This window comes from Hamadaea sp., assembly GCF_013362815.1.
In the GTDB taxonomy this organism is placed as follows: domain Bacteria; phylum Actinomycetota; class Actinomycetes; order Mycobacteriales; family Micromonosporaceae; genus Hamadaea.
The window spans coordinates 1-14,579 of sequence record NZ_JABFVK010000031.1; the positions used below are offsets into that span (position 1 = coordinate 1).

Genomic DNA, 14,579 nt, shown 5'->3' on the forward strand with positions numbered 1-14,579 from the left:
ATGTCGGAGTCGCTGCGCAACGACGGCCGGGTCTGGGTGCCCAAGGCCAAGGGCGACCAGCGGGCGCCGGGCGCGATCCCGGAGGACGAGCGCGACTACTACCTCGAGCGCATCTACCCGGCGTTCGGCAACCTCGTGCCGCGCGACATCGCGTCGCGGGCCGCGAAGAACGTCTGCGACGAGGGCCGCGGCGTCGGGCCGGGCGGACTCGGCGTCTACCTCGACTTCGCCGACGCGATCCAGCGGCTCGGCCGCGCCGCGGTGGAAGCCAAGTACGGCAACCTCTTCGAGATGTACCAGCGGATCACCGGCGAGGACCCGTACGAGGTCCCGATGCGGATCTACCCCGCGGTGCACTACACGATGGGCGGCCTGTGGGTCGACTACGACCTGCAGTCGACGATCCCGGGCCTGTTCGTGATCGGCGAGGCGAACTTCTCCGACCACGGCGCGAACCGGCTCGGCGCGTCGGCCCTCATGCAGGGTCTGGCCGACGGCTACTTCGTGCTGCCCAACACGATCGGCGACTACCTCGCGGCCGGTCCGTTCGAGCCGCTGACCGCCGAGAACGAGCAGGTCGCGGCGGCTCGCCGGCAGGTCGAGGACCGCATCACCCGGCTGCTCGCGATCGACGGCGACCGCACGGTCGACTCGTTCCACCGCGAACTCGGCCGGATCATGTGGGAGTACTGCGGCATGGAGCGTACGGACGAGGGCCTGCGCAAGGCGATCTCCCTCATCCGGGACCTCAAGGCCGAGTTCTGGCAACGCGTACGCGTACCGGGCGACGGCGAGGGCCTCAACCAGTCGCTGGAGAAGGCCGGCCGGGTCGCCGACTTCTTCGAGCTGGCGGAGCTGATGTGCATCGACGCCTTGCACCGCACCGAGTCCTGCGGCGGCCACTTCCGCGCCGAGAGCCAGGACGCCGACGGCGAGGCCAAGCGCAACGACGAGGAGTTCTCCTACGTCGCCGCGTGGGGCTGGGGCGGCGAGGACGCCCAGCCGGTCCTGCACAAGGAAGACCTGGTCTTCGAATACGTCCACCCGAGCACCCGGAGCTACAAGTGAGCGACACCATGCGCCTGAAGCTGCGCGTCTGGCGGCAGACCGGCCCGGACGACGCCGGCCGGATGGTCACCTACGAGGTGGACGACGTCTCGCCGGACATGTCCTTCCTGGAGCTGCTCGACGTCCTCAACGAGAAGCTCATCCTCGCGGGGGAACAGCCGATCGCCTTCGACCACGACTGCCGCGAGGGCATCTGCGGCGCGTGCTCATTGGTCATCAACGGCACCCCGCACGGACCGCAGAAGGCCACCACCACCTGCCAGCTGCACATGCGTACGTTCTCCGACGGCGACACCATCGACGTCGAGCCGTGGCGGGCGCGCGCCTTCCCGGTCATCAAGGACCTGGTCGTGGACCGGTCGGCGTTCGACCGGATCATCCAGGCCGGCGGTTACATCACCGCGCCGACCGGCTCGGCCCCCGAGGCGCACTCGGTGCCGGTGCCCAAGCCGGACGCCGACGCCGCGTTCGAGGCGGCCACCTGCATCGGCTGCGGCGCGTGCGTGGCGGCCTGCCCGAACGGCTCCGGCATGCTGTTCACCGCCGCGAAGATCACCCACCTCGGGCTCATGCCGCAGGGCCAGCCGGAACGCGACTCCCGCGTGCTGAACATGGTCCACGCGCACGACGAAGAGGGCTTCGGCGGCTGCACGAACAGTGGCGAATGCACGGCGGTCTGCCCCAAGGGCATCCCGCTCGCGGCCATCTCGCGGCTCAACTCCGACTTTCTCCACGCGGTCCGCGCCAAGTCCTAAGCCCAGCTTGTACGCACAACGCCCCGGCCCGGTGCCGGGGCGTTTTCGTGTCGCCTTCCTCATATGGTTGTGCACAACCAAATTGGGTACGCTGGCAGCATGATGACGACGCTCTACACCGCCGAGGCCACCGCGACCGGGGAAGGCCGCAACGGCCGGGCGCGTACCGACGACGGACAGCTCGACCTGAACCTCGCAGTGCCGAGGGAACTCGGCGGCGCCGGTGGCGCGACCAATCCGGAACAGCTCTTCGCGGCCGGGTACGCCGCCTGCTTCCACAGCGCGTTGAAGACCGTCGCGCGACTGACCAAGGTCCAGCTCCCGGAGACCTCGGTGACCGCCCGGGTCGGCCTGGGCAAGCTCGACAACGGCGGCTACGGCCTGACCGTCGGCCTGGCGGTGCACCTGCCCGGACTGGACGAGGCCGCCGCTGCCGACCTCGTCGCGAAGGCGCATCAGACCTGCCCGTACTCCAACGCCACTCGCGGGAACGTAGACGTGGAGCTGACCACCACGGTCTAATAGCCGTCATGATCGAGTTTGACGTGCCGGTGGACGGCGGGCAGCTGCACGCGTACGACACGGGTGGGGACGGCATCCCGATCGTGTGGCACCACGGCACGCCCAACCTCGGCGCGCCACCCGCGCCGCTGTTCGCGGCGGCCGATCGGCTCGGGCTGCGCTGGGTCTCCTACGACCGGCCAGGCTACGGCGGGTCGACTCCGGCGCCCGGCCGGGACTTCGCATCGGCCGCCCGATACACCGCCGCCCTCGCCGATCACCTGGGACTGGACCGATTCGGCGTCTTCGGCCACTCCGGCGGCGGGCCGCATGCGCTGGCGTGCGCGGCTTTGCTGCCCGCCCGGGTCTTCGGCGCGGTCAGCGTCTCCGGCCTCGCCCCGATCAGCGCCGACGACCTCGACTGGTACGCCGGAATGGCCGCCGGTTCGGAAGCCACCCTGCGAGCGGCGGCGGCCGGGCGTACTGCGTTGGAAGGTCACCTGGCGGCGGAGGAGGAGGGCGTCGACATTGGCTTCGCCGACGTGGACTGGGCGGCATTGGAGGGGGAGTGGGGCTGGTTCGGCAGCGTCGTCGGACCGGCGATCGCAACCGGCCCCGCCGCGCTGATCGACGACGACCTCGCCAACACCGGTGCCTGGGGGTTCGACCCGGCCGCCATCGCCGTCCCGGTGCTGTTGATGCACGGCGACGCCGACCGGATGGTCCCCAGTACGCACAGCGCCTGGCTGGCCGCGCACATCCCCGGCGCGGAGTACCGGCATTGGCCCGCCGACGGGCACATCTCGGTGCTGCACCACGCCGAGCAGGCCCTGGAGTGGCTCCGCAAGTCCGCTTAGGACGGACCCAGAACCGTTGTGCCGGAAGGATTCTGGGTCGAGTGTTTGAGTTCCACGAAGAAGACGTGGGTCGGCGTCTCGCCGGTGTTGTGCCCGGAGTGCCGCTGCGCGCCGACCCAGCGCGCCTGCGCTGCCGGAAGTTCGAGGTCACGTTGTTCGCCGCCGAGCGACACCCGGCGGCGGAACGCGCTCAACGTGATCATGACGCTGTCGGGGTGGTCGTGCGGATGCGTCTGCGCCCCGGGTTCGTCGAAATACTCCAGGACGCGTACGCGGTCGTTCTCGAACACCACCCGATAGAGATCGGGATCGGTGACGGTCGGATCGTCCGTGGGCTTCATGGGACTACAGTACCATGAAGGGGGCCAATGGCGGTGGCCCGCGACCGGAGGCCGTGCGGAGTAAGCTATTTACGCAGGTTGTGATACGCCGCGAGCTGCCGTTCGTGGTACGCGTGGTCGTCCGCGCCCAGCTCGTCCCAGCGCGTACGGGCGAGCAAGATCTCGCCTCGCATACGGGCCCGGGCGTACTGCCGGAAGGTCACGTCGTCGACGACGGGCCCACCGGCCTCGGCATAAGCCGCCAAGAACTCCTGGGCGCCGTCAACGACGCCGGTGTCCAGGCATCCGCCCCACTCCCAGGCTCCCTCGGCCGCCTCCCGCTCGACCGGCCCGACGACCGCGTCGTCCCAGTCCAGCAGGGCCGTGATCCGGCTGCCGACGGCAAGTGTGTTGCCCCTGTAGTAGTCGCCGTGCAGCGCCTGCGTCTTGCCGGCTGCCCGCTCGGCGAGCCAGGCGTCCAGCCACGGGTCCGCCAGGTCCTCGCCCAGCCCCTGCGGCGTCTGCGTCACCGGCCCGGTCGGCCCCGGCGCGTCGGCCAACGCCGTGTGCAGCCTCGCGAGCAGCTCGGCCGCCTGATGTCGGACCCCGGTGTCATGCTTGTCGGGCCAGGTTCCGGCGGCGAACGGCCATACGGAAACGGGTCGCTGCGCTGTGCGTATCACATAATCGCCCGAGCGAGCCTTTCGCGGCGCGATCACCTCCGGCACCGCGGCGCTCGCGTGGGCCGCGAGCCGCGCGAACCAGGTCATCTCTTCGTTCGTGCGCCACGACGGCGCGAGCCGTACGACGAGGTCCGCGACCCGGTATGCCGCGGACTCCTCGCCGCCGTGCAACCTTTGCGGTTGTTCGTCCGGTATGCCGAAAGCCGCGCGCACAGCCGCGTGAATCGCGGGGGTGTATGCGATGTCGGCGAAGACCACGGCCGGATGCTAGTTCAGAAGCGCCGCCCCATGCCCATGATCATGGAAATCGGGCAGATTCCGACGCGCGCAGCTCAGCAGACGGGGGCGACGGGAACCGAGGTCCGGCTGGGCAGGCCACCGGGGAGCGTCCCGTCGAAGGCCAGCTGCATCTCGGTGTAGAAGTCGCGGCCGCACAGCTGCTGAGGCGCGCTCAGCGTGACGGTCACCGGGATCTGCGTGCTTGTGCCGTTGGCGCAGCTCGGGTCGCACAGGTTGATCGTCGCGACGCCCGTTCCGGTGGCGTTGTCCGCCCAGCTGGACCACGCCATGCTGGTCAGTTTCAGCGACGAGTCACGGGAGATCGGCGCGGTCTGCGGCTCCACCGCGGCGGACGAGGCGAGTTTGCCGTTCGCGGCGAGATAAACGCTGGTCGCGGTAGGGGCGGCGGTAGGGGCGGTAGTGGCGGAGGCCGAGAGCGACCCCGTCAGGATGACAGCGGCAGCCGTCGCGATCGCGATCGATCCGGTGGTCAGCGTGCGGCGCATCGGGCTCTCCTTCGGCCGTCGGTCTGTCTTTCAGCGTGTCCTCGGTGTTGTCGCAGCTCAGAGGCAACTACGGCGAGTATTCCAGCGGTTACGCGACGTCGTCCACTCTTTCTTTTCGCCCAGATAAGTCGGTTTAGCCCCGTTCCCGAGGTTCTCCTCGCGAGATGGAATTTGCACGAGACGCAAGTCCTACCGCGCCGGTCGGCGGTTAGGCCCAGCAACGAGGCCGACCGTAGGAGGCGGGCATGGCAAATGAGAAGCACGGCAGGCCGGGACCTGGTGGCACGGCGTACGCGCTGGACGACAGACCGTTGTTCCCCCGGCTGAGCATCGTGACCACCACGGCGATGGATCTCGTGCAGGCGCACGTGCCCGCCGGGGAATCCGATCCCTGCGAACGGTGCGGCCAACCGTCGCCCTGCCCGACTGCGGTGCACGCTCGGGAGGTGGTCCGGTTGTCGATGCCACGCCCGGTGGCGGCGACCACGGTTCCGAGCATGTTGGGGCTGCTCGACGAGGAGCCCTGACGCGCCGGGCCCGGCGTACGCGACAATGGGCGGATGGCTGATCTGGTTGTCGTGACTGGGGCGCAAGGCGCGCTGGGGCGGGCCGTCGTGGCCGAACTGGCCCGGCGTACGCGAACGGTGGTGGCGCTGGACCGCGCGAAACCGCAGCACACGCCGGACGGCGTACACGCGTTGCAGGTCGACCTCACCGATCGCAAGGCGGTCCACGAGGCCTGGGGCCGCATCGACGAACTCGGCGACACTCGGGCGCTGGTCAACATCGCGGGCGGCTACTTCCCCGGCTCGCTGGCCGACGTCACCGAGGAAGACCTGGCCGCTGCGATGGAGATCAACGTCGCGACCGCGCTGTGGTCCAGCCAGGCGGCCGCGCCCCGGCTGGCCAAACAGGGCGGCGCGATCGTCAACGTCGGGTCGCGGTCCGCGGTCACCGGACTCGATCCAGTCGCCTACTCCCTGTCCAAAAGCTCAGTGGTACGCCTCACGGGGCTGGTCGCCGAGCAGCTCAAGTCTTCGCGCGTACGCGTGAACGCGGTGATGCCGGCGTTGCTGGACACCCCGGCGAACCGGGCCGTCATCCCGGACGGGGCGATGGCGAAGGCCGTCCCGGTCGAAGACGTCGCCAAGGTGATCGCGTTCCTGTGCTCCGACGAAGCGTGGCCGATCAACGGGGCGATCATCCCGGTGTACGGCTTCGCCTGACGGCTGGTCTCACGGCTGCATCCGGCGACGTCGTCGCCCCCGCGACCGGTGCACACCCCGTGCGCGGCCGACCTTCGAGGATGACTCTGGCTCGGGTGGTACGTCATGCACGCCATCCGTGGCGCGAGAGGTCGATGGCGTACCACCCGAGCGAGACCTGAACGCGGCCGGTGCGCTCGAGGCGGCAATGCCCGCCGCTGAGGCCACGTCCGGAAGGCCAGGTACCCCACCGCCCAGCGATGAGGTACCCAGACACAGGCTCAAGCACGAGGGTGGCCCCCAGCTCGCCCAACCCGAACCCGGCCTGCTTCCACTGGACCAGCCACAACGGTCGAACCTACGACGCTTTACCCGAACCGGCGTAATGCCGAGCCGTGCGCACCGCTGTCTCTGGCCGCGAGTTCCGGAGCCGTTCCACCATGCCCGCATGGGCGCGTGAGACGGCTCGTTGCCGCCAGCGCCGGGGAAGTTTGCCGATTTCGACGACCGGCCCGCGAATCTCGAACTCGACGCCGCGTGTGGTCGCCTTGACGGAACGGACGGACGACCAGGGGACCTTGATGTCGCGGTGATGCAAGGTCACCCCTGACTCGTCGAGTGTGGTCGACACGGCGTTATACGCCACCGGTCCGTTGCGGAGGAAGAAGATCAGCGTGCCGATGGCGAGGATCATGCCCATGAGCCACGTGCCCGTCGAGCTGAAGATGGGCAGGACGACGATGGCCACAAGGCTGAGCACGAGGAAGAATCCGGTTGGCACGCGCCAATCGGCGTACCCGAGATGCAGCCGTTGTGGTGGCGTGTAGCCGTCCTCTTGGAGGTCTGACTCGGCGGTAATGCGAAGCAGGCTCGCGATATGCCGGTCCCGCCGCCGCTGGAACCGGAGGAAGATCAGCAAACCGGCGAGCATCCCCAACAAACCGAGGATGAAGACTGGCTCTGGATTGCCGAGCCAACCCTGGTCGTCGCCCACGATGGCGACGCCTTCGAGGATCACGAGCCACACGAAACCCGTGGCGATCGGCCAGAAGTCTCGGTACCTCTGCCGCCGGACCTGATGGAGCGACGCGGAGGGATCAAGCTCTGGCATGGCCGAGATCATACGGAGGAAAGTGGGCTGCGACGGCGTACGCGCCTCGGTACTTTGAGCGGATGCAGCTGGAGTTCCTGACCGATCCGACCGAGTTCCTCGCCGCGGCCGGCGACCACCTCGCGGCGAACCCGGTGATCAGCACCGTCGTTGCCACCCTGGCCCACCGTACGGCGGCGCAGGTTGCCGAGGGCAAGGTGCAGCCGGAGCGCAACTGGTGGCTCGTCGTGCGCGACGAGTCCGGCCAGGTCGTCGGGGCCGGGATGCGTACGGCTCCCTTCGAGCCCTATCCGCCGTTCCTGCTCCCGATGCCCGATGAGGCGGCGATCGCGTTGGGCAAGTCATTGCACGAGCGGGGCGAGGAGTACGCGGCGATCAACGGAGCTCTCCCGGCAGCACAGTTGTGCGCGACCGAGCTGGCCCGTCATCAGGGCGGCCGGGTCGAGGTCGGCCAGCACACCCGGTTGCACGAACTCGGGGAGCTGATCCCGCCGAGGCCCGTTCCCGGCGAACTGCGCCGGGCCACCGAGGCGGACGTGGACCTGGTCCAGGCCTGGTACGAGGCTTTCGGGGCGGATGCCGACGAGCAGGCCGGCCGACCGCGTGGGACCAGTTTCCACGAAGCGCGTGACCGCGAGGGGACGCTCGAGAACATCGCCACCAAGAACATCTACTTCTGGGTCGACGAGTCGGGCCGGCCGGTTCACCTCACCGGCGCGAATCCGCCGTCGTTCGGCGTCGCCCGGGTCGGTCCGGTCTACACGCCACCCGAGCAGCGCGGACGCGGCTGGGCGAGCGCCGCCGTCGCCGAGGTCTCCCGCCGGATCGTCGCCGAGGGCGCCCGGGCCTGCTTGTTCACCGATCAGGCGAATCCGACGTCGAACAAGATCTATGCCGCGCTGGGCTACCGCCCGGTCGTCGACATGGCCAATCTCGTCATCGTCGACGGATCTTGATGCTTCCGCAGGAAGAGCTGATCCAGCGCGTTCGCGAACTCTGCCACGACGACGTACGCCTCGTCGCCGCGCTCACCTACGGCTCGTTCGCCCAGGGCGCTGGTGATGCGTACAGCGATGTCGAATTCTGGCTCTTCTTCGACCCCGAAAGCCGCGCGGCGCTCGACGAGGAGCGCTGGCTCGCCGGCATAGCGCCGTTCCGGTACGCGGTCGTGAACGAGTTCGGCAGTCACGTCGTGTTCTTCCCGGGCCTCGTCCGGGGCGAGTTCCACTTCGCCACCAGCGATGACATCGCCTCTGTAGGGACCTGGCCGGCGCTTAGCGCCCCGGTCGATCAGATGATCGTCGTGGATCACACCGGTGCGCTGCGCCGCGCCCTCGAAATGTTGCGCGAACAGCCCTCGCTGCCGACGACGGGCGCGGAGATCAACGCGCTGTGCGGCCGTTTCGCGAACTGGCTCGTCCTCGCTCATCACGTCGCGCGGCGCGGCGAACTGCTGCGCGCCGTCGACGCCCTCACGCACGTGCACCGGCATCTGCTCTGGATGGCCCGGCTGGTGGAAGGCCGTACCGGCTCTTGGCTGACGCCCTCCCGGCGAGCCGAGAGTGACCTTTCCGCGCAGGTGATCTCCTCGATCACGGCTGCGACCACGAGCGCAGATGCCGCCGCGGTCGCCAAGGCGATCGCAGCCGCCTGGACCTGCGGCCGCGACCTGTGGGAGCGATTGGCCGAAGACGTTCCGGCCGGACTATTCGCCGATCTAGATGCCGCCGTTCAGCGGTAAGGGATTCAGATGGCGAAGTGTCCGCGCCGCCAGTACCAGTGGCGGCCGGACTTCAGGTGGTCGATGATGGCGCGCTGGAGCACAGTCCCGCGCGGCAGTTGATCGAGGGGCGTACTCAGGCTGCGGAAGCCGAACCGCAGGACCTCGACGTCCGCGTCCAGCCCCTCCGGCTGCTCGTACGGCTCGAGCTCGAACCGCTGCTGGAACTTCACGATGTTGGAGTCCGCGGGCAGATATTCCTGCAGCTGCGGGTCGAGCAGCCACGAGCCGCAGGCGAACGCCGGGTAGTGCTCGTCGGGAAAATGCCGCGGGAAGAACGCGCGTGCCAGGTCGAGCGAGGCGTCGATCGAGTCCGGCGTCAACGGTCCCGACTCGGGGATGTGCAGATCGAGGGTGGTCGCGCTGCGCTGGTACTGCAGGCGTCCGAGTTCATACAGGCCGCCTCGCGCGTGCAGTGTCAGCCAGCTCTGCATGACCGGCCAGCCCTCGCCGTGCATACGGCGGTCGACGGCGAGATTGCGGCCCAGGTCCGCGAGCGTCGTCCAGGTCACGGCCTCCTCGATGCCGTGACTGCGGTGGTACGCCGAGACGACCTCCAGGAGTGCGAGATACGCGTACGCGTACAGATGCCGCCAGGCCGGTCCCCGGTCGCGGGGCAGTTCGGGGCCGGGCGACAGCCAGCCGAAGCCGCCCAAGTCGGCGCGGACGAGCGCGACGGACCGGTCGAGCAGCCAGCGCAGCTCGGGAGTCCACAAGGGAGAGTCCAGAACGGGCCAGCCCGCCATGATCTCGGCGGCGTCGTCCGGGCCGACCGCGAGGCGGTCGAGGATCGCGGGCGCGTCGACCCGGGCGGGCAGCGGAGCCGACGGCGCGTCACCGGCGAGCCGGTGTACGCGGTCGACCTCGTCGACGGAAACTCCCAGCCGGGCGGCGATGTCGTCCAGTTCCACGCCGACGACAGTACCGCCCGGTGGGAGCGATCCCATAGCCTGGGTCGGGCGGCTAGGCGACGTACCCGTTGAACGAGTGGACGCCGTCAGCCGAACCGTCCGCGTTCGACCGGTTCGTGTTGAAGTAGAGAATGCCGCCGCTCACCCCGACGCCTTCGATCTCGAACGTCGTGTACGCCGACGACGTGATCCGGAACGAAAGATCGCTGGCCGCCGGTGCGGTGCCGGTCGTCGTCGGCGAGATGTTCCGATAGACGAGGACGATGCTGCGGTTCTCCTTGGTCAGCGGGTAGTAGAGGACCTTCTTGGTGGAGTCGTAGAAGAAACCCTGGTTGAGGAAGGTCGTGATGTCCGAGACCGGAGCGCCGTTGACGAGGGCGCCCTCGACCTGCAGGTCGAACGCCTTGGTCAGGTCGATGGTCCCGGTGTTGGCACGCAGCGGAATGCTGCCGTTGTAGACCGTCCGGCCGCTCTTGAACATGAAGTTGATCGTCGTGCTGTCCTGGGAGACCCGGCTGACGCCGGACGGTGCCGACACCGCGCCGTTGAGCCGGATCTGGAACGACCCCGCGTAGTAGTACGTGGTGCCGTCGTAGCGCAGCTTCACCAGCTGCGCGCCGGTGGATTCCAGGGTGACGACGAACAGGTGATGCTGGCTGTCGATGTCGACGATCGTCATGTCGTTGGCGTGCCCGAGCCAGGTGTTCGTGGTCCCGCCGTTGGTGCCGTTGGTCATGAGCACCCGGTCGCCGGTGTTCTTGTTGACCCGATAGATCACGGCGAGGTCGTCGTAGTTCGTGTGGTTCTTCACCGAGTACAGATAGGTCGCGCCGGCGGCGAAGCCCTGTACGCCGGTGCAGCAGCTCGTGTTCGGCAAGCCCGCGATGGTGGTGTAGGTGTTGTAGTACGCGGCGTTGGCCGGCTGTGCCACGAAGGCCAGCAGGCTGAGCACCAGCCCGGCAACCAGCGCCAATCGTCTACCGAATCGCATGTATTCCTCCCCAGAAGTCGACGACTCGGGCACCGTTGCCCAAGGTCATCGACTGGAGGCTATTGCCCAACACGAGACCGGTCAACGCCTCGATGGCGGCGGCCGACGACGATCAGCGCCACCCCGCACAACGTCAGCATGACGACGGAGGTCGGCCCGAGCAGCAGGTGCGACCGGGGGATGACGATTGCGGCTCGGCCGTCCAGCCGGGCGAAATAGGTTCCGGCGTAGTCACCGGGAAGCGTGCCGTCGCTGTCGATCACGCCGGCGGTCGGGTCGACGTCGAGGCCGATCACAGGTCCCGAGCCGACGTGGCTGATGTTCGTGCCGCCCTCGCTCTGGTCGTGCCGCCAGTCGCCGACGCACTCGGCGTACCGGCTCTCGTTCCATCCGTAGGCCACGTGACAGGAGTGGACGGTTGCACTGACGGTGTCGCCGAGCGTCCAGGCGACCATCCAGCCGCCGAAGTATCCGGCCCCAACGGCGGCGAGGAGTGCGATGATCCGAATCGCGCTCACAAGCTTGAACATTTTGGCAGGCATCTGTGTCGCCCTCATCTCCGGCTGCGGCGGCACCGCCCGGGCCACGGCAAGCAGCCCGGGCGGATACTGGATCTAGCTGCTGTGACCGGTATAGCCGGTCACACCTGATTTGACCAGGGTCATCAGCCGCCAGACGACGTGATGACCCGGAAGGTGGCGCCTCCGGTGTAGCCGTTGTCGCGCCAAAGGTCCATTTGCTCATAGATCTTGCTCAACGGCGAGTAGTTGTTCAGCTCACCGGCATAGCAGGAACCTTTGCGTGATTGCTGGTTGCCCTCGAGAATTCCGTACGCTGTGTGGTCGATCTGACTGAACAGCGGGCCGCCGCTGTCCCCTGGCCGGGCGCATAGGTCAGTATTGATTCCGACATCGGTGGACAACACCTTGCCGCATCGGGTCCCGACGTAGTAGTCGGCGTTGTCGAGGTCGTTGTGGGCAGTGAAGTAGGACTCGGGATAGTTCTTCGTGCTGCTCGCGGTTCCGGAGGCACACACAACCCAGTCCTTTTTGATCTCGCTCAGAGTGTGGTATCCCGTCAGGTATTCGGTGTCGGTTACCGCCTGGGTGCCGCAAGGCGTGTCCGAATCACTGTCCTGGCCGCCGTTCCGGCAATATTTCATGACCTTGTTGTGTCCGCTCTGGTTTTCCAGCCACGTTCCGGACTGGGTCCCGTCGATATAGCTCAAAAACGCGAAGTCGTAGGGATACGCGTTGCGCTCCATGAGGTAGCCGCCCGCCGACCCGTGCTGGTTCAAAATGTTGTAGCCGTTGTGATGCACCCAGGTGTAATTGGTCTTGCCGACCACACAATGGCCTGCGGTCAAGACCCAGGCCCAGCCGTTGACCGAACCGCCGCCGGAGCGGGCGTTGAAGCCGGCGGTGCAGCCGCCCCAGCTGCCATCGTCTCGCTTGATGTTGAGGCGGAGGCCGCCGCGCATACCGCCGTAAACCGCCTTGCAGTACAGCGGGTGACAGAAGCCCCAGTCCTGGTAAGGCGAGTACAGCGGATTCGGCTGGTGCAACACCCGCCGTTCCACTGGGATGGCAGTAGCCGCGATGGCGGAATCGGCGATCGCGTGCTCGTTGGCGGCGGCGTGGCGATTCTGGTCGGCTGACGCGACCATGGGCGCACGGGACCCTGATTGCTCGGTCCAGGTGCCGCTGGCTTTGGCTTCTGCTACCCAGTCACGTTCCCACAGAACCACCGAATTGTTGGGCTCGTCGATCGCCGTGAGGAATGTCGAGTCGGCGCTTTCGTCGATGTTCCTGGCGAGCTCCTGACGAGTCCGCTCCAGCCTGTCCAACGAGTACTTGACCTGCCGGACTTTGACATGCGCTCGATCCGGCAGGGCTGTGATGTAGCGCTGGGCGTCGGTGGGCCGGGTCATCTGGAGAATTAGGCGCCCTCCGCCGTCTTGGTCCATCTGCATGCCGCCGTAGGTCTCCGGCCGTTCGGCGGTCAGTAGTGCATCCAGTTTCTGTGCGTCGTTCTGGAGTTCCAGGCGCCGTAGGGCCTCGGCCGGGGAGACCTTGTAGGTGTCGATGATGTACTGCATCGATTCACGGACCGCGTCCGGGTCCAGCGATGTGTGAAACGAGGGAACGGCGGCGTACGAGGGCACCGCCGGCGTGCCGAGCAGAGCACCGGATTGAACGGCGCAGATGGCGATGACGAGGCCGAACGTCGTGCGACCCCACCGACGAGAGTGCCGTCGGGGTCGCGGGTAGACTTCGTTTCTGAGCAGCATGGATCCTCCACAGGGGTCGGCGGCTCATCGGGGCGTCGCGGTGCGAACGCGGCGCCCCGGCCTTGGGACACGGCATCGGGAACATGATCATGAGTCCCGAGTCATTGCTGAATCGACGCTATCAAGGTGATGGCCGCAGCGATGTCCCTCACTTCTCTATCGTTGATACGCGTCAATGGCGGACGCAGTCTCGTCGGGCTGGAATTCACGGTGTGTGAGGTGACTCTGACGCGCCTTGCTCGCTGGCCTGCACAATTCGGTCCCGCATGTCCGCTGGCCGACAGAGTGCATCTGCTTCCGGTGACGTAGCGCATCTGTGGGCACATTGCGTAACGCTTCGGCAACGGAGGTTGTTAGGCGGTGCCTCTCTTGGCATTGCGGACGACGTGAGTAGCGTGAGCCGTTAGCGCGACAGCAGCGTCAGCTCGAACGAGTAATGCGACGCCCGGTATACGTGGTCGCCGTATTCGACGGCGTGCCCGGCCGGGTCGTACGCCGTCCGCGACATCGTGAGCAGGGGAGCGCCCCGGACTTCGCCGAGGAGCCGGGCCTCGGCCGCGCTGGCTTTGCGGGCGCCGATCGTCTGGTCGGCGATGCGCATCTGGATGCCGCTGTCGCGCAGCACCTGGTACAGACCCCGTTCGGCGAGCGCCTGCCGATCGATTTCGGCCAGCCCGGCGGGCAGGTAGTTGCGCAGGACCGCGAGGGGTTCGTCTTCGGCGTACCGGAGTCGTTCGATGTGGAGCACTTCCGAACCGGTCGGCAGATGGAGCGCGGCGATCGCGGCGGGCGGCCCCGGGATCACTTCGAACGCGAGCACCTCCGTACGCGGGCGGCGGCGGGCCCGGTCGAGGTCGTCGTAGAGGCTGGTCAACTCGACCTGGCGGCTCACCCGGCGTTGGGCGACCTGGGTGCCGACGCCGCGTTTGCGGACCAGCAGTCCCTTGTCGACGAGGTGGCCGATTGCCTGCCGCATGGTCGGCCGGGACAGGCCGAGCTGGTCGGCGAGCGCGATCTCGTTGTCCAGCCGGGAACCCGGCGGCAGCTGAGCGGACTCGATGAGTTCCTGCATGCGCTGCGCGACCTGGTAGTACAGGGGGACCGGGCTGGACCGGTCGATCCGGATGAGTTGCGCGAGGCCGTCCACGCCGTCATTATGCGGTACTGAGATGATCATCTGTACGTCCGGATGTCCGGACAACGAGTGGCGTCCGATCTGTTACGTGAAGATTTCCCGCCAGTCATTTACGTCGGCAGGTTGTCATGACATTCTGAGCAACGCGAGCCTCTTCGAGTCCCCCTGTCGCCGAAGGGAAGCACCA

Annotated in this window: 17 protein-coding genes; 8 read left to right on the forward strand and 9 right to left on the reverse strand. The window is 67.6% G+C overall.

The window, feature by feature from the left end:
• From sdhA to HOV77_RS16615, 4 genes are all read left to right on the forward strand, one after another.
• Positions 1–1,068, forward strand: a 1,068-nt coding sequence (gene sdhA / locus HOV77_RS16600; RefSeq protein WP_290863227.1) for a succinate dehydrogenase (quinone) flavoprotein subunit, incomplete at its 5' end; no start/stop codon positions are given.
• An 8-nt stretch (positions 1,069–1,076) separates the two neighbouring features.
• Positions 1,077–1,823 carry a succinate dehydrogenase/fumarate reductase iron-sulfur subunit gene (locus HOV77_RS16605; protein ID WP_290863476.1) on the forward strand — a complete coding sequence of 249 codons (747 nt, stop codon included), beginning with the start codon at positions 1,077–1,079 and terminating at the stop codon, positions 1,821–1,823.
• A gap of 102 nt (positions 1,824–1,925) precedes the next feature.
• Entirely contained in the window at positions 1,926–2,345 is a 420-nt protein-coding gene (locus HOV77_RS16610; RefSeq protein WP_290863477.1) for an organic hydroperoxide resistance protein, read from the forward strand.
• A gap of 8 nt (positions 2,346–2,353) precedes the next feature.
• Entirely contained in the window at positions 2,354–3,181 is an 828-nt protein-coding gene (locus HOV77_RS16615) for an alpha/beta hydrolase (protein WP_290863228.1), read from the forward strand.
• Here HOV77_RS16615 and HOV77_RS16620 read toward each other — a convergent pair.
• From HOV77_RS16620 to HOV77_RS16630, 3 genes are all read right to left on the reverse strand, one after another.
• A complete protein-coding gene (locus HOV77_RS16620) occupies positions 3,178–3,522 on the reverse strand; it encodes a cytoplasmic protein (RefSeq protein WP_290863229.1) in 345 nt (114 codons plus the stop codon). The genes HOV77_RS16615 and HOV77_RS16620 overlap by 4 nt on opposite strands.
• 65 nt (positions 3,523–3,587) lie before the next feature.
• Positions 3,588–4,442, reverse strand: a complete 855-nt coding sequence (locus tag HOV77_RS16625) for a phosphotransferase (protein ID WP_290863230.1) — start codon at positions 4,440–4,442, stop codon at positions 3,588–3,590.
• Positions 4,443–4,516: 74 nt separating this feature from the next.
• Positions 4,517–4,969, reverse strand: coding sequence for a hypothetical protein (locus tag HOV77_RS16630; protein WP_290863232.1), 453 nt, complete (start codon positions 4,967–4,969; stop codon positions 4,517–4,519).
• A gap of 245 nt (positions 4,970–5,214) precedes the next feature.
• Here HOV77_RS16630 and HOV77_RS16635 point away from each other — a divergent pair, with 245 nt between their 5' ends.
• Together HOV77_RS16635 and HOV77_RS16640 are read left to right on the forward strand one after the other, a co-directional pair.
• Positions 5,215–5,496, forward strand: coding sequence for a hypothetical protein (locus HOV77_RS16635; RefSeq protein WP_290863234.1), 282 nt, complete (start codon positions 5,215–5,217; stop codon positions 5,494–5,496).
• Between the two features lie 33 nt (positions 5,497–5,529).
• A complete protein-coding gene (locus HOV77_RS16640; RefSeq protein ID WP_290863236.1) occupies positions 5,530–6,195 on the forward strand; it encodes an SDR family NAD(P)-dependent oxidoreductase in 666 nt (221 codons plus the stop codon).
• 337 nt (positions 6,196–6,532) lie between these two features.
• Here HOV77_RS16640 and HOV77_RS16645 read toward each other — a convergent pair whose 3' ends face one another.
• Positions 6,533–7,285 carry a hypothetical protein gene (locus tag HOV77_RS16645; protein ID WP_290863238.1) on the reverse strand — a complete coding sequence of 251 codons (753 nt, stop codon included), beginning with the start codon at positions 7,283–7,285 and terminating at the stop codon, positions 6,533–6,535.
• Between the two features lie 62 nt (positions 7,286–7,347).
• Between HOV77_RS16645 and HOV77_RS16650 the strand changes: the two genes are divergently transcribed.
• Complete coding sequence (locus tag HOV77_RS16650; RefSeq protein ID WP_290863240.1) at positions 7,348–8,241, forward strand: GNAT family N-acetyltransferase; 894 nt, start codon at positions 7,348–7,350, stop codon at positions 8,239–8,241.
• Positions 8,241–9,026 carry a hypothetical protein gene (locus HOV77_RS16655; protein ID WP_290863242.1) on the forward strand — a complete coding sequence of 262 codons (786 nt, stop codon included), beginning with the start codon at positions 8,241–8,243 and terminating at the stop codon, positions 9,024–9,026. Before HOV77_RS16650 ends, HOV77_RS16655 begins: the two co-directional genes overlap by 1 nt.
• Positions 9,027–9,031: 5 nt before the next feature.
• Here HOV77_RS16655 and HOV77_RS16660 read toward each other — a convergent pair whose 3' ends face one another.
• The 5 genes from HOV77_RS16660 to HOV77_RS16680 all read right to left on the reverse strand — a co-directional run bounded on the left by HOV77_RS16660 (position 9,032) and on the right by HOV77_RS16680 (position 14,404).
• On the reverse strand, positions 9,032–9,976 hold the full coding sequence (locus tag HOV77_RS16660) for an acyltransferase domain-containing protein (protein ID WP_290863244.1): 945 nt from the start codon (positions 9,974–9,976) through the stop codon (positions 9,032–9,034).
• A 52-nt stretch (positions 9,977–10,028) separates the two neighbouring features.
• On the reverse strand, positions 10,029–10,967 hold the full coding sequence (locus tag HOV77_RS16665) for a hypothetical protein (RefSeq protein WP_290863245.1): 939 nt from the start codon (positions 10,965–10,967) through the stop codon (positions 10,029–10,031).
• A 59-nt stretch (positions 10,968–11,026) separates the two neighbouring features.
• On the reverse strand, positions 11,027–11,485 hold the full coding sequence (locus HOV77_RS16670) for a hypothetical protein (protein WP_290863247.1): 459 nt from the start codon (positions 11,483–11,485) through the stop codon (positions 11,027–11,029).
• A 146-nt stretch (positions 11,486–11,631) separates the two neighbouring features.
• Positions 11,632–13,257 carry a trypsin-like serine protease gene (locus HOV77_RS16675; RefSeq protein WP_290863249.1) on the reverse strand — a complete coding sequence of 542 codons (1,626 nt, stop codon included), beginning with the start codon at positions 13,255–13,257 and terminating at the stop codon, positions 11,632–11,634.
• A 403-nt stretch (positions 13,258–13,660) separates the two neighbouring features.
• Positions 13,661–14,404 (reverse strand): GntR family transcriptional regulator, encoded by a 744-nt coding sequence (locus HOV77_RS16680; RefSeq protein WP_290863251.1) that lies wholly within the window; start codon positions 14,402–14,404, stop codon positions 13,661–13,663.
• Between the last annotated feature and the right edge of the window lie 175 nt (positions 14,405–14,579).

Coding starts and splice junctions, on each gene's coding strand:
- HOV77_RS16605 (WP_290863476.1), top strand. CDS start 1,077: ATGCGCCTGAAGCTGCGCGTCTGGCGGCAGACCGGCCCGGACGACGCC.
- HOV77_RS16610 (WP_290863477.1), top strand. CDS start 1,926: ATGACGACGCTCTACACCGCCGAGGCCACCGCGACCGGGGAAGGCCGC.
- HOV77_RS16615 (WP_290863228.1), top strand. CDS start 2,354: ATGATCGAGTTTGACGTGCCGGTGGACGGCGGGCAGCTGCACGCGTAC.
- HOV77_RS16620 (WP_290863229.1), bottom strand. CDS start 3,522: ATGAAGCCCACGGACGATCCGACCGTCACCGATCCCGATCTCTATCGG.
- HOV77_RS16630 (WP_290863232.1), bottom strand. CDS start 4,969: ATGCGCCGCACGCTGACCACCGGATCGATCGCGATCGCGACGGCTGCC.
- HOV77_RS16635 (WP_290863234.1), top strand. CDS start 5,215: ATGGCAAATGAGAAGCACGGCAGGCCGGGACCTGGTGGCACGGCGTAC.
- HOV77_RS16640 (WP_290863236.1), top strand. CDS start 5,530: ATGGCTGATCTGGTTGTCGTGACTGGGGCGCAAGGCGCGCTGGGGCGG.
- HOV77_RS16645 (WP_290863238.1), bottom strand. CDS start 7,285: ATGCCAGAGCTTGATCCCTCCGCGTCGCTCCATCAGGTCCGGCGGCAG.
- HOV77_RS16650 (WP_290863240.1), top strand. CDS start 7,348: ATGCAGCTGGAGTTCCTGACCGATCCGACCGAGTTCCTCGCCGCGGCC.
- HOV77_RS16655 (WP_290863242.1), top strand. CDS start 8,241: ATGCTTCCGCAGGAAGAGCTGATCCAGCGCGTTCGCGAACTCTGCCAC.
- HOV77_RS16665 (WP_290863245.1), bottom strand. CDS start 10,967: ATGCGATTCGGTAGACGATTGGCGCTGGTTGCCGGGCTGGTGCTCAGC.
- HOV77_RS16675 (WP_290863249.1), bottom strand. CDS start 13,257: ATGCTGCTCAGAAACGAAGTCTACCCGCGACCCCGACGGCACTCTCGT.